Origin of the sequence: Arachnia propionica (genome assembly GCF_900637725.1) — a bacterium.
Taxonomy (GTDB): domain Bacteria; phylum Actinomycetota; class Actinomycetes; order Propionibacteriales; family Propionibacteriaceae; genus Arachnia; species Arachnia propionica.
This window is the reverse complement of record NZ_LR134406.1, coordinates 447,133-466,488: the sequence shown is the minus strand read 5'-3', so window position 1 is coordinate 466,488 and position 19,356 is coordinate 447,133. Positions and strand designations below refer to the sequence as shown.

Annotated in this window: 17 protein-coding genes; 6 read left to right on the top strand and 11 right to left on the bottom strand. The window is 66.9% G+C overall.

The window, feature by feature from the left end:
* Positions 1–46 precede the first annotated feature (46 nt).
* The gene (gene disA, locus EL272_RS02070) at positions 47–1,108 is read left to right on the top strand and encodes a DNA integrity scanning diadenylate cyclase DisA (RefSeq protein WP_014845550.1); all 1,062 of its coding nucleotides are present in this window, start codon (positions 47–49) and stop codon (positions 1,106–1,108) included.
* A 365-nt stretch (positions 1,109–1,473) separates the two neighbouring features.
* Here disA and EL272_RS02065 read toward each other — a convergent pair whose 3' ends face one another.
* The 9 genes from EL272_RS02065 to ftsH form a co-directional block, all read right to left on the bottom strand.
* The gene (locus tag EL272_RS02065) at positions 1,474–3,969 is read right to left on the bottom strand and encodes an ATP-dependent Clp protease ATP-binding subunit (RefSeq protein WP_014845549.1); all 2,496 of its coding nucleotides are present in this window, start codon (positions 3,967–3,969) and stop codon (positions 1,474–1,476) included.
* Between the two features lie 853 nt (positions 3,970–4,822).
* Complete coding sequence (locus EL272_RS02060; RefSeq protein ID WP_014845547.1) at positions 4,823–5,146, bottom strand: histone-like nucleoid-structuring protein Lsr2; 324 nt, start codon at positions 5,144–5,146, stop codon at positions 4,823–4,825.
* Positions 5,147–5,522: 376 nt separating this feature from the next.
* Positions 5,523–6,182 carry a hypothetical protein gene (locus EL272_RS02055; protein WP_014845546.1) on the bottom strand — a complete coding sequence of 220 codons (660 nt, stop codon included), beginning with the start codon at positions 6,180–6,182 and terminating at the stop codon, positions 5,523–5,525.
* A 96-nt stretch (positions 6,183–6,278) separates the two neighbouring features.
* Entirely contained in the window at positions 6,279–6,776 is a 498-nt protein-coding gene (locus EL272_RS02050) for a DUF3180 domain-containing protein (RefSeq protein ID WP_061787210.1), read from the bottom strand.
* Positions 6,773–7,336, bottom strand: a complete 564-nt coding sequence (gene folK / locus EL272_RS02045; protein WP_014845545.1) for a 2-amino-4-hydroxy-6-hydroxymethyldihydropteridine diphosphokinase — start codon at positions 7,334–7,336, stop codon at positions 6,773–6,775. The genes EL272_RS02050 and folK overlap by 4 nt, the downstream gene beginning before the upstream one ends.
* Positions 7,317–7,685: a dihydroneopterin aldolase gene (gene folB / locus EL272_RS02040; protein WP_041696117.1), complete on the bottom strand. Its 369-nt coding sequence runs from the start codon at positions 7,683–7,685 to the stop codon at positions 7,317–7,319. The genes folK and folB overlap by 20 nt, the downstream gene beginning before the upstream one ends.
* Before the next feature lie 73 nt (positions 7,686–7,758).
* Positions 7,759–8,559 carry a dihydropteroate synthase gene (folP, locus tag EL272_RS02035; RefSeq protein ID WP_014845544.1) on the bottom strand — a complete coding sequence of 267 codons (801 nt, stop codon included), beginning with the start codon at positions 8,557–8,559 and terminating at the stop codon, positions 7,759–7,761.
* A gap of 4 nt (positions 8,560–8,563) precedes the next feature.
* The gene (folE, locus tag EL272_RS02030; protein WP_014845543.1) at positions 8,564–9,130 is read right to left on the bottom strand and encodes a GTP cyclohydrolase I FolE; all 567 of its coding nucleotides are present in this window, start codon (positions 9,128–9,130) and stop codon (positions 8,564–8,566) included.
* A complete protein-coding gene (gene ftsH, locus EL272_RS02025) occupies positions 9,127–11,121 on the bottom strand; it encodes an ATP-dependent zinc metalloprotease FtsH (RefSeq protein ID WP_282958425.1) in 1,995 nt (664 codons plus the stop codon). The genes folE and ftsH overlap by 4 nt, the downstream gene beginning before the upstream one ends.
* 264 nt (positions 11,122–11,385) lie before the next feature.
* Between ftsH and EL272_RS02020 the strand changes: the two genes are divergently transcribed.
* Both EL272_RS02020 and sigJ read left to right on the top strand, forming a co-directional pair.
* A complete protein-coding gene (locus EL272_RS02020; protein ID WP_061787211.1) occupies positions 11,386–12,441 on the top strand; it encodes an FAD-dependent oxidoreductase in 1,056 nt (351 codons plus the stop codon).
* Complete coding sequence (gene sigJ / locus EL272_RS02015; protein WP_159424529.1) at positions 12,438–13,289, top strand: RNA polymerase sigma factor SigJ; 852 nt, start codon at positions 12,438–12,440, stop codon at positions 13,287–13,289. Before EL272_RS02020 ends, sigJ begins: the two co-directional genes overlap by 4 nt.
* Here sigJ and hpt read toward each other — a convergent pair.
* Complete coding sequence (gene hpt, locus EL272_RS02010; protein ID WP_014845538.1) at positions 13,280–13,831, bottom strand: hypoxanthine phosphoribosyltransferase; 552 nt, start codon at positions 13,829–13,831, stop codon at positions 13,280–13,282. The two genes, sigJ and hpt, sit on opposite strands and share 10 nt — an antisense overlap.
* A gap of 110 nt (positions 13,832–13,941) precedes the next feature.
* On the opposite strand from hpt, the gene EL272_RS02005 reads away from it, so the two are divergent.
* Complete coding sequence (locus tag EL272_RS02005) at positions 13,942–14,529, top strand: histidine phosphatase family protein (protein WP_014845537.1); 588 nt, start codon at positions 13,942–13,944, stop codon at positions 14,527–14,529.
* Between the two features lie 44 nt (positions 14,530–14,573).
* Here EL272_RS02005 and EL272_RS02000 read toward each other — a convergent pair whose 3' ends face one another.
* Positions 14,574–14,951, bottom strand: coding sequence for a DUF2218 domain-containing protein (locus tag EL272_RS02000; protein ID WP_061787466.1), 378 nt, complete (start codon positions 14,949–14,951; stop codon positions 14,574–14,576).
* A gap of 285 nt (positions 14,952–15,236) precedes the next feature.
* Here EL272_RS02000 and mutA point away from each other — a divergent pair, with 285 nt between their 5' ends.
* Together mutA and scpA are read left to right on the top strand one after the other, a co-directional pair.
* Entirely contained in the window at positions 15,237–17,105 is a 1,869-nt protein-coding gene (mutA, locus tag EL272_RS01995; protein ID WP_061787213.1) for a methylmalonyl-CoA mutase small subunit, read from the top strand.
* 3 nt (positions 17,106–17,108) lie between these two features.
* Positions 17,109–19,301 (top strand): methylmalonyl-CoA mutase, encoded by a 2,193-nt coding sequence (gene scpA, locus EL272_RS01990; RefSeq protein ID WP_061787214.1) that lies wholly within the window; start codon positions 17,109–17,111, stop codon positions 19,299–19,301.
* Positions 19,302–19,356: the final 55 nt, after the last annotated feature.

Genomic DNA, 19,356 nt, shown 5'->3' with positions numbered 1-19,356 from the left:
CACCGGGTTTGTAAACTTGCTCGGGGATCGACGGCTCTGGAGGAAAATGAAGCGGGATCGGCTACGCCAGTACCAGCGACGCCTCGCGCCCGGCACCCCGCTGCGCGCCGGGCTGGACCGCATCCTGCACGGCCGCACGGGTGCTCTGGTCGTGCTGGGGAACAACCCGAAGGTGCAGCAGGTCTCCACCGGTGGTTTCCGGCTCGACGTCGAGTTCACCCCCCAGGCCCTGCGGGAACTGGCAAAACTCGACGGCGCCATCATCCTGTCCAACGACCTCAGCCGCATCATTGCCGCCGGCGTTCACCTCGTCCCCGCGGGTGACCTGCCGACCGCTGAGACCGGCACCCGCCACCGCTCCGCCGACCGCACCGCGCAGGCCTCCGGGGTTCCCGTGGTGACGGTGTCGGCTTCGATGTCCACGATCTCGCTGTTCATGGACGGGGACCGGCACGTGGTGGAGACCTCCGGGCAGATGATCAGCCGCGCCAACCAGACCTTGGCCACCCTCTCCCGCTTCGTCGACCGCCTGGGCAGCATCCTCCACCAGTTCAACGCCCTCGAGGTCGGCGAACAGGTCACCATCCGCGACCTGGTGCTCGTCGCCCAGCGCTTCGAGATGACCCGGCGCCTGTCCGCGGAGGCCCAGTTCCACATCGACACCCTGGGCGTCGAGGGCCGCCTCATAGCACTGCAGCACGCGGAGTTGGTGGGCGAGTTCACCGGTCTCGACGAGCAGTTGAGGACCGACTACGCCCACAACCTCGCCGATCCGTCCCTCTTCACCCTGGAACCGCTGCACAACTTCTCCGCGGAGGAACTGCTGAGCTCCCAGCTGGTCGCGGAGCGCATCGGCTTCGGCGAATCCCCCTACCTGGAGACCCCGATCCACACCCGCGGCGCGCGCCTGCTGATCTCGGTGGGTCGCCTGTCGGAGGGCATGACGACGAAACTCATCAACCGGTTCTCGCTGCAGGAGCTGTTCAGCGTCTCCGTCTCGGAACTTCAGCAGCTCGAGGGGATCGGGTCGGCGCGAGCCCGTCTGATCCGCGACGCCCTGCTGCGCATCACCGAGGCCGCCTACGCCCGCCCCCAGACCCCCGTCTGAGAGATCCCGCCGGACAGTCACCCCGGGCGCACCGGTCACCATGGTTTCGACACGGGCCACTCCTTCGTCGCAGCCCAGCTCAACCAACTTCGGAAAGGAATGGTTTCGACACGGACCACTCGCTTCGCTCGCAGCCCAGCTCAACCAACTTCGGAAAGGAATGGTTTCGACACGGACCACTCGCTTCGCTCGCAGCCCAGCTCAACCAACTTCGGAAAGGAATGGTTTCGACACGGACCGCTCCCTCGTCGCAGCCCGGCTCAACCAGCTTCGGGAAGGGATGGTTTCGACACGACCGGCTCAACCAGCTCGGCACGAAAAAGAGGGCCCCGACCATGTGGTCGGGGCCCTCTTGGTTCAGCGGTTCATTCGACGGGACCGGCCTCTGCGGGGAGAGCCGGCGGGGTCTTGGAGATCCCCGTGAACTTGAACGGCAGTTCCGCACCCTCCTCGGCGACGTCCACCTGGACGATCTGCCCGGCGACCAGTTCCCCGAACAGGATCTTCTCGGCAAGCACGTCCTCGATGTCGCGCTGCAGGGCGCGGCGCAGGGGACGCGCCCCGAGCACCGGGTCGAAGCCGCGCTTGGCGACGAGAGTCTTCGCGGCCGGGGTCAGCTCGATGCCCATGTCCCGGTCCGCCAGGCGGGATTCGATCTGCGCCACCATCAGGTCCACGATCCGTTCGATGTCGGACTGCGTGAGCTGGTGGAACACGACGATCTCGTCGACGCGGTTCAGGAACTCGGGACGGAAGTGCTGCTTCAGCTCGTCGGAGACCTTCGCCTTCATCTTCTCGTAGCTGGAGGCCTCATCCCCGGCCCGCGAGAAGCCGAGGTTGACTCCCTTGCTGATGTCGCGGGAACCGAGGTTGGTGGTCATCACGATGACGGTGTTCTTGAAGTCCACCACGCGACCCTGGGCGTCGGTGAGACGCCCCTCGTCGAGGATCTGCAGCAGCGAGTTGAAGATGTCGGGGTGGGCCTTCTCGATCTCGTCGAACAGCACCACCGAGAACGGCTTGCGCCTCACCTTCTCGGTGAGCTGGCCGCCCTCCTCGTAGCCGACGTAGCCGGGCGGGGACCCGAACATCCTGGACGCGGTGTGCTTCTCGGAGTACTCGCTCATGTCGAGGGTGATGAGCGCGTCCTCGTCGCCGAACAGGAACTCGGTGAGCGCCTTGGTGAGCTCCGTCTTCCCGACGCCCGAGGGTCCGGCGAAGATGAAGGAACCGGAGGGACGCTTCGGGTCCTTCAGGCCGGCGCGGGTGCGGCGGATCGAACGGGCGAGGGCCTTGACGGCGTCCTCCTGCCCGATGTAGCGCTTCCCCAGCTCCTGCTCCATGCGCAGCAGGCGCGCCGACTCCTCCTCCGTCAGCTTGAACACCGGGATACCGGTGCTGCTGGACAGCACGACCGCGATCTCCTCCTCGCCCACCACTGCGGGAATGTCGGAGTCGCCCTGCTTCCAGGCCTCCTCCTTCTCCGCGCGCTGCGCCTGGATGCGGGTGACGTCGTCACGCAGCCGGGCCGCGGTCTCGAAGTCCTGCGCGTCGATGGCGGCGTCCTTCTCCATCTTCAGTTTCGCGATCTGCTCGTCGAACTCGCGCAGGTCCGGCGGGGCGGTCATCCGCTGGATGCGCAGCCGCGCACCGGCCTCGTCGATCAGGTCGATGGCCTTGTCCGGCAGGAACCGGTCCTGGATGTAGCGGTCCGCCATCGTCGCCGCGGCCGTGAGGGCCTCGTCGGTGATGGTGATGCGGTGGTGGGCCTCGTAGCGGTCCCGCAGGCCCTTCAGGATGTCGATGGTCAGCGCGACGGACGGCTCGGCCACCTGGATCGGCTGGAACCGGCGCTCCAGGGCGGCGTCCTTCTCAATGTGCTTGCGGTACTCGTCGAGGGTGGTCGCACCGATGGTCTGGAGCTCGCCGCGGGCCAGCATGGGTTTGAGGATGCTGGCGGCGTCGATGGCCCCCTCAGCGGCACCGGCACCGACGAGGGTGTGGATCTCGTCGATGAACAGCATGATGTCGCCGCGGGTCTTGATCTCCTTGAGCACCTTCTTCAGGCGTTCCTCGAAATCGCCGCGGTAGCGGGAACCGGCCACCAGAGCGCCCAGGTCGAGGGTGTAGATCTGCTTGTCACGCAGGGTCTCGGGCACGTCGCCGCGGACGATGGCCTGGCTGAGGCCCTCGACGACGGCGGTCTTGCCGACGCCCGGTTCACCGATCAGCACCGGGTTGTTCTTGGTGCGGCGGCTGAGCACCGTCATGACGCGCTCGATCTCGCTGACACGGCCGATCACCGGGTCGAGCCGGTTCTCGCGCGCCGCCTGGGTGAGGTTACGGCCGAACTGGTCGAGCACCTGCGAGCTGGATTTCTCCGGCCCGGCCTCCGGGGCGCCCGCCATGGACGCCTCCTTACCCTGGTATCCGGCCAGCAGCTGGATGACGGTGGAACGCACCCGGCCGAGGTCGGCCCCGAGCTTCAGGAGCACCTGGGCGGCCACTCCCTCGCCCTCCCGCACCAACCCGAGCAGGATGTGCTCGGTGCCGATGTAGTTGTGGTTCATCTGCAGGGCCTCGCGCAGCGAGAGCTCCAGCACGCGCTTGGCGCGGGGCGAGAAGGGGATGTGCCCGGACGGCACCTGCTGCCCCTGGCCCATGATCTCGACCACCTGCTCACGGGCCGCCTGCAGGGAGATTCCCATTTGTTCCAGCGCCTTGGCGGCCACGCCCTCGCCCTCGTGAATCAGACCGAGAAGCAGGTGTTCCGTACCGATGTAGTTGTGGTTTAACAGCTTGGCCTCATCCTGCGCCAGCACGATGACACGGCGGGCGCGATCAGTGAAGCGTTCGAACATTCTCTATCTCCTCCTGCGGTGTGCGACGACGTTGCGCCGACTCCGCTCATACCAGCTTAGAGGCTCGCGCAAGGATCCGCAGACACCCGCCCAACGGCGCGGCCGCCGGGAACCTCCGGGGCGCGGCTGGCGAGCTCCTGTACGCGCCACCGATCGCCACGGCGCGACGCAACCGGCCGCCCCGTCACCGGCCGGGAACCGTTCGTCAGGGGCGCCAAGGGCCGCGGGTCCGGGTGCGCGCGTCCAAACCCGGGAAACGTTGCGCCACCGCGCATTGGAAGCGCAATGGAGAGAACGAGAAACTCACCCGCTTCACTGATTCCGGCTTGACCGATCTGCCGCGCACCGCCGACAAGGGCCATCAGCAGCACCGGCACCTTAGCGGGATAGACGGGGTGGACAGGCGCGAACTCGATTCGGTATTCGGCGACAACGCCATCGCCCGGCCGGGGAAGGAGGAAGTGAGCCTGAACGGGTTCACCGATCTCCCGGAAGGCGTGGGCCTCCAGTCCGTGGGCGGCGCCAATTCCTCGGACCGGATCACAGGAACCATCAAATCCCCGGCGGAACGGCCAACCTCCCGCCGACCCGGGGAAACACCCGTCATATACACCCGCGCCCTTCGAAACTCCAAACCCGATCCCACGGCCACTGCTCCTTACAGGAATTCCGTCGCCCCAAAGGCAATGGACTCTGTTACATCCTGGGCTTACCCGAACCGAGCCGTTGGAAGGCCCAAAACAACACCAAGGGGGCGGGAGCCGATGCTCCCGCCCCTTACAGGGTTCGTTTCAACTGATGCGACAGTTGTCCTCTCGACTCATTCCCCCCGAGCAGAGTCGACTGTTCAGCTTCAGTGGGCCGCCTCGTAGGCCGCCATGATGGCGGTGGGGATACGGCCACGGTCGCTGACCTCGTGGCCCTGCGCACGGGCCCAGTTGCGAACATCATTGGTGGAGGGCCCGTCGTTGGAACGACGCTGGGTATTGCGCTTGGAACTCTTGCGCACGCGGCGGGCGGAACCGGTCCAGGGTTCGAGAGCCTGAACCAGCTTGGTGATGTTGGCCTCGCTCAGGTCGATTTCGTACTCGACGCCATCGAGAGCGAAAGTGACATTGCGGTCCGCGACAGAACCGTCGATATCATCCTTGAGGAAGATCTGGACCTCACGAGCCATGGGAACTCCTGTTCATCTAAAACTTGCACAAGCTCTTTGCTTGCTCGGGACAGTGGCAACAATACATCACTTTCAAGTGTCTTGAAGCCGATTATGAACCGTGATCAATGCGGCGCACCCCTCGTGAATACCACTTACCGTGCATGAAACCTTGATCATTAGGGCCTGAACGTCCTTCCCGGACGGGCTTGCTGACCTTTCGGCCAACCAGAAATATTGGCCGTTCGGATGACAAAGCCATTCACTCCGGATGTCTTCTTCAGGGCGTGGGAAGCCCATGGACCACAAAAACAGATCCCCGACCTGGTGGCCTTCCGGGCCACGCGGTCGGGGATCTGTGCGTGAAAGTTGTCGGGTCCCTGCCCTCTTCGGGCGGTCAGGCCTCCTTGCGGACGGGCAGGAGGGGTTCGTCGTAGTGCGCCATGTTGAGCTTGGCGAGATCCACCATGGTGGGGTGCTCGTCGTCGCTGATCCACAGCTCGATGGCCTCCTCGCCCTTGGCGTAGCGGGGCAGCTCCACGATATTGCTGGACTCCTCGATCTCCTGGCGGGCCTCTTCCTCCGCGACGAGACGTTCCTCCAACTCGGCAATCTTCGCCTCCAGGGCGTCGATGCGGGACTGCCGCTCGGCGACCTCACCGCGCAACCACGCGGAGTTGCCGCGCATGGTGCTGAGCTCCGAGTTCGCGGCGCCCAGCTGGCGGCGCAGCTTGGCGATCATCGACTTGAGGTTCTGCGCGCGCTCGTTGAAACGGTCGATCATCGCCACGGATTCCGCGTGATGCCGCTCGGCCTGCTCCACGCGGATGGCCACTTGGCGCTTGATCTCCTCGCGATGCTCCGCTCGTTCGCGCTTCAACTCCATCCAAGCCACGGAGACGGCGGCCACCGCCATCAGCAGGGCTACGACGGCACCGGCGCGAACAACCCAGATGCCGCCAAACAGCGATCCGAGGACCACCAGCGACCCCACGGAGAGGATGCCGATGGCGATGGAACGCTCGGAGGAGGACTTCGCAACGTGACGACCTGACATGTCGACAGATTAAACCAGCTGAACGGGCCTTTTTGAAGTGAAACGCCGAAAAACCAAGTTTTGGACATTGGTCATGCGACGGGTCCCTCGGTTTCCTCAGGCGGCTTCGGAGGCCTCCTGATCCTCCCCGGATTCGGCGTCACTGCCGTCACCGTCGATCATGCAGGCGCGCTCCAGCACCCAACCGCCCCACGCGCAGAACGCGGCGGCGACGATGGTCGCCAAACCGTGCCAGACCCGGGTGGCGGGCAGCTCGGCGGCCATCAAGGCCACCCAGCGACCCACGTAGACCGCGTGCCCCCCGGCGAGCAGGGCCCCGGTGGCGATCAGCGATTTCGCCATCACCATCGCCCGCACCGCCTCCAGGGCGGGGACGCGACGCTGCTCCAGCCGCTTCGGGAGAGCGCGGGCGTAGACGATGGCCGCGACCCCCAGCAACACCAGGAGCACCGACAGACTCCACGGCGCCACGGGCGGGAAGACGTTGAGGAGGTCGAAGATGCTCAGGATCATCCACCCGACGACGGCCCCCGCCAGGGTGGCGACCACGACCTGGCGCCCCGTGGTGGGGGTCAGTTCCGGTTTTCGGGTCAACGCCGGCCGGGATTCGCTATGACGATGTCGTCGCGCCTGATGACACCGGTCCTGTCGACGTGTTTGACGAGTTCCGCTATGGGACCGGCCCCCGCGATCTCTCCCGTCGGGTCGATGTCGAGCCACGGAACCAGCACGAAAGCCCTTTCGTGGGCCCGCGGATGGGGCAGTTCTATGTCCTCTTCGCTGGTGCGTTTGCCGACCATGATGATGTCGATGTCCAGGGTGCGTGGCCCGTTGGGGACCGTGCGTTCCCGGCCGAAACTCTCCTCGATGGCGAAGGCCCGGTCCAGCAGGGTCATCGGTTCGAGGGTGGATTCCGCGAGCACCACGAGGTTCAGATAGTCGTCCTGCTCCGGCCCGTCCCCCTGAAAGGGAGTCTGGTAGACGGGAGAGACGTCCACGACGATCAGGTCAGGGGTTTCCGCCAGCACTTCGACGGCCCGCGTGAGGATGGCGGGTGAATCCCCCTGGTTGGATCCGAAGGAGAAGACCACCTTGGAGATGGGACGCATGTTTCCCAAGGTGTCAACGTCGATGTCAAAGGGACCGTTGCTCATGGCTGCTCCTGGTGATGGTGACTGACAGATCTGACAATTCGTGAGGTACGGGGGCCTGCGGTTTGTGCACCGTCACACGAACCTGCTGGACCAGCGAATTGGACAGGCACCGGTCGGCGATCCTCCCCGCCAGGGTCTCGATGAGCCGGCAGGGCTCGCCCTCGATCTCGGCGCGGATCAGGTCGGCGATCCCGGCGTAGTCGACCGTGTCCGACAGTTCATCGGAACGGGTCTCCACGTGCAGCCCGAGTTCGACGTCGACAACAAATCGCTGACCGTTGAGTCGTTCCTCGGGAAACACCCCGTGGAAACCTGTCGCGGTCAGGCCTGTGATGCTGATGGCATCCATGCCCTCACCTCCTCACGGGTCGCATTGAGCCGAGAATACCGGGTCCCTGAAACGCCGCCCCGGCAGGAGCCGCTCAGCCCGCCGCCCGGGCTCCGAGACGCCACCCCACCCGCGCGGCGTCGCGCTGCGCGGGCACCTCGTGGGTGCGCACCGCCCAGATCCCGTGCAGGGAGCACCACGTGGTGACGGCGGCGGTTGCGGCGTCGCGGTCCGTGGCGGGCCTGCCGTCCAGCAGCTCACCCAGGAAACGTTTGCGGCTGACCCCGACCAGCAGCCGGTGTCCCATGGCCTGGAGGACGTCCAGGCCGCGCAGCAGCTGCCAGTTCTGTTCGGAGGTCTTGGCGAACCCGATCCCCGGGTCGAGGATGATGCGTTCGGCCGCGATGCCCGCGGCCAGGGCGGCGTCGCGGCGGGCTGCAAGTTCCGCGGCCACGTCGGCGACGACGTCGGTGTAGTCGGTGTGCTGCTGCATGACCTCGGAGTGGCCGCGCCAGTGCATGGCGACGTAGTCGACGCCGAGGTCCGCGACCGCGCCCAGCATGCCGGGGTCGGCGAGCCCGCCGGAGACGTCGTTGACGATCCGGGCCCCCGCCGCGACCGCGGCCCGGGCGACGGAGGCGCGCATGGTGTCCACGGAGCAGGTGATCCCGTGGGCCGCCAGGGCAGCGATCACCGGGATCACGCGCGCCATTTCCTCCGCCTCGGGGACCCGCGCGGCCCCGGGACGGGTGGATTCGCCCCCGACATCGACGATCCCCGCCCCCTGGGATGCCAGGAGCCTGCCGTGGGCGACGGCGGTCTCGGCGTCGTCGTGCCGTCCACCGTCGGAGAACGAGTCGGGGGTGACGTTGAGCACACCCATCACTATGGTCATGAGATCACCTCGCCATGATCAGGCTCATGGCCTCGGCGCGGGTGGCGGCGTTGCGCAGCTGCCCTCGCACGGCACTGGTGATGGTCCTGCTGCCCGGTTTGCGCACCCCCCGCATCGTCATGCACGTGTGTTCGGCCTCGATCACGACGATCACGCCCTGCGCGCCCAGGTGGGTGACGAGCGCGTCGGCGACCTGCGTGGTGAGGCGTTCCTGCACCTGCGGGCGGCGGGCGTAGATGTCGACCAGCCGGGCCAGTTTCGACAGTCCCGTCACCCGTCCACCGCCGGGGATGTAGCCGACGTGCGCCACCCCGAAGAAGGGCAGCAGGTGGTGCTCGCAGCAGCTCGTCAGCTCGATGTCACGGACGAGCACGAGCTCCTCGTGGTCGATGTCGAAGGTGGTCGACAGCAACTCGGCGGGGTCCTGCGCCAGCCCGGAGAACAACTCCCGGTAGGCGCGGGCCACGCGCCCCGGGGTTTCGGACAACCCGTCGCGATCCGGGTCCTCGCCGACCGCAAGGAGAATCTCACGGACCGCCTCCTCGATCCGGGGCTGGTCGACGTGGCTCACCGCCGATCCTCGGGAGCGGGCGGTGCCCAACGGTCGGGGGGACCGTCCGGGAGCGGGCGGTGCGTGATCTGCCTGGGTGGGGTTTCCTGGCTGGACGGGCCGGGAGACACCGGCACCTCGACGGGCGGGATGGTGGAGGGCACGCGCAGCTCGGATCCGGTCCAGGCGGGCCGTTTGTCGCGGCGTTTGAGGTTCTTGAACACCTCCGCGACCTCGGCCTTGTTGAGGGTTTCCTTCGCGAACAGCTGCCGGACCAACTCGTCGAGCACCTCGCGGTTCTCCACCAGCACGTCGTAGGCCTCCTGGTGGGCGGCGTTGATGAGCTTGGCCACCTCCTCGTCGATGATCGCCGCGGAGGCCTCCGAGAAGTCCTTCGACGGCTGCGCCCCGCGCATCCCCATGAACGGTTCGGAATCGCCGCCGCCGAGCTGGACGGCGCCGACTCGTTCGCTCATGCCGTACTGGGTGACCATGGCCCGCGCCACCTTCGTGGCCTTCTCGATGTCGTTCTGGGCGCCGGTGGTGGGGTCGTGGAAGATCATCTCCTCCGCGGCCCGGCCGCCCATCATGTAGGCCATCTGGTCCAGCAGCTCGCCGCGGGTGTGCGAGTACTTGTCGTCGTCGGGCATCACCATCGTGTAGCCGAGCGCGCGGCCGCGCGGCAGGATCGTGACCTTCTGGACGGGATCGTTGCCGGGCATCGCGGCCGCCACGAGGGCGTGCCCGCCCTCGTGGTAGGCGGTGATGAGGCGTTCGCGGTCGTTCATCAGGCGGGTGCGTTTCTGCGGTCCCGCGATCACCCGGTCGATGGCCTCGTCGAGCTGCGCCTGCCCGATCTCGTTCAGGTTCAGGCGCGCGGCCAGGAGGGCGGCCTCGTTCAGGACGTTGGCCAGGTCGGCGCCGGAGAAACCGGGGGTGCGGCGGGCCACGGAATCGAGGTCGATGTCCTTGGCCAGGGGTTTGCCGACGGCGTGCACCTGGAGGATGTGGGAGCGGCCGATCAGGTCGGGGGCCTCCACGGAGATCTGCCGGTCGAAACGGCCCGGGCGCAGCAGCGCCGGGTCGAGCACGTCGGGGCGGTTCGTCGCGGCGATCAGGATCACCCCGCCGCGCACGTCGAACCCGTCCATCTCGACCAGCAGCTGGTTGAGGGTCTGCTCGCGTTCGTCGTGGCCGCCGCCCATGCCGGCGCCGCGGTGGCGGCCGACGGCGTCGATCTCGTCGATGAACACGATGGCGGGCGCGGCCTCCTTGGCCTGTTCGAACAGGTCACGAACCCGGCTGGCGCCGACACCGACGAACATCTCGACGAAATCGGAGCCGGAGATGGAGAAGAACGGCACCCCGGCCTCCCCCGCGACGGCGCGCGCCAGGAGGGTCTTGCCGGTCCCGGGCGGGCCGTAGAGCAGCACGCCCTTGGGGATCTTGGCGCCGAGTTTCTGGAACTTCGCGGGCTCGGCGAGGAACTCCTTGATCTCCTGCAGCTCCTCGACGGCCTCGTCGACACCTGCGACGTCGGCGAAGGTGGTCTTGGGCATGTCCTTGCTGGCGAGTTTCGCCTTCGACTTGCCGAAGCTGAGCGGGCTGCCCGAACCGCCGCCGCTGACCATCCGCATCACCACGAAGAAACCGATGGCGAGCAGCAGGAAGGGCAGGCCCGTGTAGATCAGGGAGGTGAGCAGGTTCGGAGTGGGGTGGCGGGTCACCCACTGGTCGAGTGTCCCGGCGGCGGAACGCTGCTGGAGGATCTCCACGAAACCGTCGACCTGGCGTCCCACCCAGTTGGACTGGATGCGCTGCCCGGCCTCCGTGGTGATCTGGATCACCTGGTCGCCGTCGATGACGACGACCTCCTTGAGCTTCTCACCACTTTGCAGGACGCTCATGATCTGGTTCATCGGGACTTCCCGGAAGCCGACCAGCCCGGAGATGAGCTGCATGACCAGCGTCCCGAGGAGAATGATGATGACGACCCAGGTGACCCAACTCATCGGGTTCTTCATGATTTTCTGCAACGGCGGGGTTCCCTAGAAGAAGATGTACGTAAGCACTGGAAGGCTACCAGCGCTCACCAAGAGGACAGAATGTCACTTCCCGGCAGCCGGCGTCGTCCAGCCGACCGGAGGACACGAACTCCCGTTCATCGCGGCCGGAAACCGGAGGGCCATCCGGCCAGGGCCATGTCACGAAGATCATGACTGCGACCAACGCACGGGAGCGCCGGCCTGCGACCAGTGACCACCGGAGGAACGACGATGTCACATTTCGGTTCCCGGTCACGTCCCGTGAGCATGAACACAATCGATGCAGTCATCATCGGCGGCGGATACGGCGGAGTCATGGCCGCGAACAGGCTCGCCGCCAAAGGCCGCAGGGTCCATCTCGTCAACGACGGCCCCACATTCGTCAACAGGGTCCGGCTACACCAGCACACCGCCACCGGGTACGAGGTGACGCGCCCGCTCGGCGAGATGCTGTTTCCCGAGATCGGGCTGAGCACACAACGGGCGGTCCGGGCCTCGGCGGGTGGGGTGAGACTGGCGGACGGAACGGAACTGGAGGCGTCTCATGTCGTGATCGCCACCGGCAGCACCGGCAACGGCCCCGCAACCCTGGCAGGGGCCGATGCCCTGCGCACGACCCTTTCCGCGCTCCCCGCCGGGGCGCGGATCCGGGTGGACGGTGCCGGCCTGAGTGGAATCGAGACCGCTACGGAGATCGCTGAGGCGATGCCGCACCTGAAAGTGTCCCTGACCGATCCCGCCGGGCTGTTTCCCAGCGGCTCGGAGGGAGACAGGAGGTGGCTCGCGAACCAGCTTCCCCGGCTCGGCGTGGTCTGGGACGACGGCCCGGCCGACCTGGCGGTCGACTGCACCGGGTTGTCCGCTCCGGATCTCGCCTCCCGGTCCGGGATGCCCGTGGATGGACGGGGCAGGCTCGTCGTGGACCAGACCCTTCAGGCGGCCCCCGGGATCTGGGGACTGGGCGATGCCGTCGTCTCGCCGCAGCTGCCCCACCTGCGAATGGGATGCGCGACCGCCCTTCCGATGGGCGCCCATGTCGCCGACAACATCCATCGGGTACTGGCGGGAGAAGCGGCCACCGGTTTCGACTTCGGTTTTTCGTTCCGCTGCGTCAGTCTCGGACGCAGGAACGGCCTGATCGAATTCGTGGACCGTTGCGACATCCCCACCGGCCGACGCCTGACCGGAAGGGAAGGGGCTTCCTTCAAGGAGAAGATCTGCCGCCTGGTGATCGACGCGCCCCGCCGCTCGGCAGCGGGTTACCGTTGGCTCGGGAGGCAACGGTGAGCACGGACGAGTACCTGCGACATCGTGGGCTGGTGCTGCGCATCGCCTACGACATCACCGGTTCCCTCTCCGAGGCCGAGGACATCGCCCAGGAAACGTGGCTGCGCTGGCATCGCGCGACTGAGGAGACGGGGATAGCCCAGCCCAAGGCCTATCTGGCCCGGATCGCCACGAACCTGGCTCTCGATGCCCTGAGGCGACGCGACTACCCCGGTTGTTTCCTACCGGAACCCGTACCGGAGGGCGATGCGACCGATTCGGAACTACTGGTGGCGGAGGAGGTGTCGCTGGCGCTGGCACTGGTGTTGCAGTCGATGTCACCGCTGGAACGCACCGCCTTCGTCCTGCACGACGTCTTCAGTTTCTCCCACGAGGAGGTCGCAGAGTTCTTGGGACGCTCCCCCTCCTCCGTACGGCAGCTGGCGAGTCGCGCCCGCCGCCACATCGAGGCAGGGCGTTCTCGTTTCGACGTGGACACTGAGAAGCACCGCCGGTTGACCGAGGTATTCCTGACCGCTTGCCGGGCGGGTGATCTCGAGTCGCTGAAGAACCTCTTGGCGGAGGACGTGACCGTCTTCTCCGATGGTGGCGGCCGGGCCACGGTGGCTCTGCGACCCGTCGTCGGAGCCGACAAGGTGGCCCGTTTCTTCCTGGGCCTGGCCAGCAAGATGACGGGGACGACCAGCTTCGAGCCGGCCAACCTCAACTCGACTCCCGCGTGGATCGCCCGGGTGGATGGGCGAATCGATCACGTCGGGTGGCCGATGGTCGCCGGGGACGGCATCTCGGCCTTCTACATCGTGCGGAATCCGGAGAAACTAACCTCCCTCGGCCGCCCTCAGGAGTAGACGTGGGGGGCCAGGACCGCCAGGTCACGGAGGTTGCGGTAGCGGCTCGCGTAGTCGAGGCCGTATCCGACGACGAACTTGTTGGGGATGTCGAACCCGACGTATTTGACGGGCACCTCCATCCGGAGCGCCCCGGGTTTGCGGAACATCGTCATGATCTCGAGGCTGGCGGGTTTGCGGCTGGTCAGGTTCGAGATCAGGTAGCTCAGCGTCAGGCCGGTGTCGATGATGTCCTCGACGACCAGGACGTGGCGGCCCTCGATGTCGACGCCGAGATCCTTCAGGATGCGCACCACGCCACTGGACTGGGTGCCGGAGCCGTAGGAGGAGATGGCCATCCAGTCCATCTCCACGTGGCTCTTCATGGCGCGTTGCAGGTCGGAAACCACCATGATCGCCCCGTTGAGCACCCCCACGAGCAGGATGTCGCGCCCGGCGTAGTCGGCGTCGATCCGGACGGCGAGTTCGGCGACGCGTGCCGCGATCTGGTCGCTGGTGTAAAGAACTTCGGACAGGTCGGAGATCACATCGGCTGCATCCACTCTCGTCACCCTAGGGCCTCCGCTCCCGGCTGCCGTCTTCTTGGCCGGTGAGTCGACAACTTGGGTGCGACACGCCGGGCGGTGCCACTTTTCCCGCCTACGATCAAGCCATGCGACTCCTCCTGATCCGTCACGGCGAAACCCAGGCGAACGTCGATCACAGGTTGGACACCGCCTACCCGGGCTACCGGCTGACCAATCACGGCCTGACTCAGGCCGCCTCGCTGCCGGGAAAATTGGCCGACGAACCGATAGAGGCGGTCTACGCATCCCCGTTGACGCGCGCGCAGCAGACGGCCACCCCCCTCGCCGAGTCGCTTGGGCTGGAGGTGCAGGTCCTGGACGGGGTGCAGGAGATCTCGGCGGGCGTGGAGGAACTCAACCACGACTGGCGGGCCTACGTGGCGGAGTTGCACACCTGGTCCTCCGAGAACATGGATTCCTGCCTGGAGGGCGGCGAGACGGCCCGGCAGTTCATGTCCCGTTTCACCTCGGCCATCTCCAGGGTGGAGTCGGCCGGCCACGGCTGCGCGGCGGTCGTCAGCCACGGGGCGGCGCTACGGGTGTGGACCCTGGCGCAGGACCCTGGTTTCGGCCTGAAGAAGGCGCCGCCGCTGAGCAACACCCAGTGGATAGTGATCAACGGTTCCTGCCGGGACGGCTGGAGCATCGAACGCTGGGGCGAGGCCGTGGCCTGAACCCGAGACCCTGCGGGGGTCAACCCGATGCAGCACCGGGCGGGTCAGCGGTCCTCGGGTTTAACGGGTCCCTGGGTGGTGCCCGGAGTCCCGTCCCCGCGTTCCCAGCGGACCACCATGCCCTGTTTCGCGCCGAACCGGGCCAGGTGGATGCCCACGACCTCCTCCAGTCGTTCGAGGTGCTCGTCGGTCGCGGACAGCCGCAGCACCAGGACCTCGCCGTCGCAGGAGAGTTCGACGACGCCGGTGGTGGGGCCCTCGCGGTTGAACTCCAGGGAGCCGGTCCCGCTGTCCTCGTCCCATGTGGTGGTGATTTTGCGGCCCATGTGGCTTGCCAGCTGTTTGCCGTAGCGGGCGGGGCGGTCCATGGCCACCCGCGCGGTCGAGGTACGGGGAAAGACGTGTGTCTCGGAAGCGCTCATGAACCCATCCTCACCCATCCTCCAAATGGGTCTCCGCCGCGGCTCCGGACGAGGCCGGCGCATCGACGGAAAGCACCCGGCGGCACCGGGCCCGGGGCCCGTCGTTGGTAGGACCATTACGTCCGTCCCCCGCCCGGCAGGCACCTTTTCCCCGGAACCAACCCGCCCCCGAGGTCGGTCTTTCGCCCGGGCTGGGCTAGTGTTGGGATGTCGAGGACTAGCAGTCCCGAAACCAGGCAGCCATACCCCCGCAATGGTTTGTCAGAAGGATTTGGACGGAGAGCGATGAGCGCAGAATCAACGAGCGCGGCCGAGATCAGTCTCGCCGCTGACTTCGCCACTCCCAGCCTTGCAGACTGGGAGAAAGAGGTGCTGAAGGTACTGAACCGGAGGCGTCCCGAGGGCAAGGAACTCAACATTGAGCAGGCATACAAGCGCCTGACGAGCCACACCGTCGATGGGCTTGTGATCAAGCCGCTGTACACCATTGACGATGGCGTCAAGGAGCTTGGTTTCCCCGGAGTGGCCCCATTCACGCGCGGCACCACGGTCCGTGCAGGAGAGATGGATGAGGGCTGGTTCAGTGCTCAGCTCATTGAGGAACCCGACCCGGCCGAGGCCCGCAAGGCCGTGGACACCGACCTGGAGCGCGGCACCTCCGCGGTCTGGGTGCGCGTGGATCCCGATGCGGTCCCCGCAGACAAGCTGGCTGAGGTCCTGAGCGATGTCCTGTTCGACCTTGCCCCCACACATGTTTCCTCCAACACCGATGAGCTGGCGGCCGCCGAGGCCCTGGCCGCGGCTTTCGCCGCCTCCGGTAAGGAGAACATCCGCGGCAGCCTCGGCATCGACCCGATCGGTTTCGCCGCCCTCAACGGAACCACCCCCGACCTCTCGGTGATCGCGAGGGCCGTGGAGCTTGCAAAGCCGTTCCCGGGCGTGCGTCCCATCGTCGTGGACGCCTCCCGTTACGATTCCATGGGCGCCGGTGACGTCGCCCAGCTGGCCTACGCGCTGGCCACGGGCATCGAGTACGTGCGCGCCCTCACCGATCTCGGGCTGAGCGCCGACGAGGCCTTCGACAGCATCCTGTTCCGGGTCTCCGCGAACACCAACCAGTTCATCACCATCTCCCGGCTGCGCGCGCTGCGCACCCTGTGGAACCGGGTCGGCGAGGTGCTCGGGGTGAGCCCGGAGAAACGCGGCGCGGTGCAGCACGCCGTCACGTCGCTGCGCGAGATCACCCGCGACGACGCCTACGTCAACGTGCTGCGCGGCACCATCTCGGCCTTCGCCGCGGCCGTCGGCCAGGCCGAGTTCATCACAGTGTTGCCGCTCGACACCGTGATCGGTCTTCCCGATGTCCTGACCCGCCGTATCGCCCGCAACACCCAGGTGGTGCTGGCCGAGGAGTCGAACATCGGCCGCGTCAACGACCCGGCCGGCGGCGCATGGTTCGTCGAGTCCATGACCAAGCAGCTCTGCGAGAAGGCCTGGGAGCTGTTCGGTCAGCTCGACGAGAAGGGTATGGCTGCCGCCATCGCCGATGGCACCGTGGCCGCCCAGCTCAAGGAAATCAACGAGGCCCGCACCAAGCTGCTCGCCACCCGCAAGCTGCCGCTGACGGGCGTCTCGATGTTCCCGAACCACCTCGAGAAGGCCCTCGAACGCGCCCCGCGCCCGAAGGCCCCGAAGCTCGGCGGCATCCCGTTCGTGCGCGACAGCCAGGTCTTCGAGGACCTCCGGGACCGTTCCAAGGCCGCCAAGAAGACCCCGACCGTGCTGCTGGCCTGCCTCGGCACCCGGCGCGACTTCGGTGGTCGCGAGGGCTTCACCTCGAACCTGTACCACGTGGGTGGCATCAACACCGTGATCGCGGAGGGCACCAACCCGGAGGTGTTCGTCAAGGCCATGCAGGAGGCGGGCACCGACATCGCGGTCCTGTGCTCCAGCGCGAAGGTCTACGCCGCCCACGGTCTCGCCGTCGCGAAGGCCCTGAAGGAGGCGGGCGCCCAGGAGGTGCGGCTCGCCGGGCAGCTGAAGGAACTCGGCGGCGACGAGGCCGAGGTGAACGCCGTGATCGACGGCAACGTCTTCGACGGAATGAATGTGGTGGAGTTGCTGACCTCCACCCTAGACAAGCTGGAGGCCTGAGCAATGACCACGATTCCCCGTTTCGGCTCGGTCGACCTGAACGGCGACGGCATCCCTGCCGACGCCAAGAAACAGTTCGACGACCACTTCCACCAGGTCGGTCACTCCGCCGGCTGGCAGACCCCGGAGCACATCCTGGTGCCGCCGCTGTTCGGCAGCGGCGACCTGGAGGGCCTGGACTTCCTCACCACCCGCCCCGGCATCGCGCCCTACCTGCGCGGCCCCTACGCGACGATGTACGTGAACCAGCCGTGGACGATCCGCCAGTACGCCGGGTTCTCCACCGCCGAGGAGTCGAACGCCTTCTACCGCCGCAACCTCGCGGCCGGCCAGAAGGGCCTGTCGATCGCCTTCGACCTGGCCACCCACCGCGGCTACGACTCCGACCACCCGCGCGTGGCCGGTGACGTCGGCATGGCCGGCGTGGCCGTCGACTCCATCCTGGACATGCGGCAGCTGTTCGACGGCATCCCGCTGGACCAGATGTCGGTTTCGATGACCATGAACGGCGCGGTGCTCCCGGTGCTGGCGCTCTACGTCATCGCCGCCGAGGAGCAGGGCGTCAAGCCCGAGCAGCTGGCCGGAACCATTCAGAACGACATTCTGAAGGAGTTCATGGTCCGCAACACCTACATCTACCCGCCGCAGCCGTCGATGAAGATCATCGCCGACATCTTCGCCTTCACCAGCGCGAACATGCCGCGATTCAACTCCATCTCCATCTCCGGCTACCACATGCAGGAGGCCGGCGCGACCGCCGACATCGAGATGGCCTACACCCTGGCCGACGGCGTGGAGTACATCCGCGCCGGTGAGTCGGTGGGCCTGACGGTCGACGCCTTCGCGCCGCGGCTGTCGTTCTTCTGGGCGATCGGCATGAACTTCTTCATGGAGGTCGCGAAGATGCGCGCCGCCCGCATGCTGTGGGCGCGTCTGGTGCGCGGCTTCAACCCGAAGAACCCGAAGTCGATGAGCCTGCGCACGCACTCGCAGACCTCCGGGTGGTCGTTGACCGCCCAGGACGTCTACAACAACGTGGTGCGCACCTGCATCGAGGCCATGGGCGCCACGCAGGGACACACGCAGTCGCTGCACACCAACGCCCTCGACGAGGCCATCGCGTTGCCGACGGACTTCTCCGCCCGCATCGCCCGCAACACCCAGCTGTTCATCCAGCAGGAGTCGAAGACCTGCCAGACGGTGGATCCGTGGGCCGGTTCGGCGTACGTGGAAAAGCTCACCGAGCAGCTGGCCCGCAAGGGCTGGGAACGCATCCAGGAGGTCGAGCAGGCCGGCGGCATGGCCAAGGCCATCGAGCAGGGCATCCCGAAGATGCGCATCGAGGAAGCCGCGGCCCGCACCCAGGCCCGCATCGACTCGGGCCGCCAGCCCGTGATCGGCGTCAACAAGTTCACCCTCGACCACGAGGACGAGCTGGAGGTGCTGAAGGTCGACAACCGTGCGGTCCGTGAGCAGCAGATCGCGAAGTTGGAGCGGCTGCGCGCCGAACGTGACGAGGAGGTCACCCAGCAGATGCTGGAGCGCGTCACCTGGGCGGCGGGGAACCCGGATCCGACGGACCCGGACCGCAACCTGCTGAAGGTGGCGATCGACGCGGCCCGCGCGAAGGCCTCCGTCGGCGAGATCTCCGACGCGCTGGAGAAGGTCTACGGGCGCTACACCGCGCAGATCCGTACCATTTCCGGTGTGTACAACAAGGAATCCGGTTCGTCCGCTGCGGTCGCGAAAGCCCGCAGGCTCGTCGAGGAGTTCGAGCAGGAGGAGGGACGTCGTCCCCGTATCCTAATCGCGAAGATGGGCCAGGACGGTCACGACCGCGGCCAGAAGGTCATCGCCACGGCCTACGCCGATCTCGGCATGGACGTCGATGTCGGCCCCCTGTTCCAGACCCCCGAGGAGGCAGCACGGCAGGCCGTCGAGTCCGATGTGCACGTCGTGGGCGCCTCCTCCCTGGCGGCCGGTCACCTCACCCTGGTTCCCGAGCTGCGCAAGGAGCTGGACAAGCTGGGCCGGCAGGACATCATGGTCGTGGTCGGCGGCGTGATCCCGAGCCAGGACTTCCAGGAGCTCCGCGAGAAAGGCGCGGACGCGATCTACCCGCCGGGCACCAACATCCCGGAGGCCGCGATCGACCTCCTCGAGGTCCTGCACAAGCGCCTCCACGGCGACAAGTGACCCCGTGACCAAGCGGCTCGCCCCGGAAAGGGGCGGGCCGCTTGGTGTGCTCGGA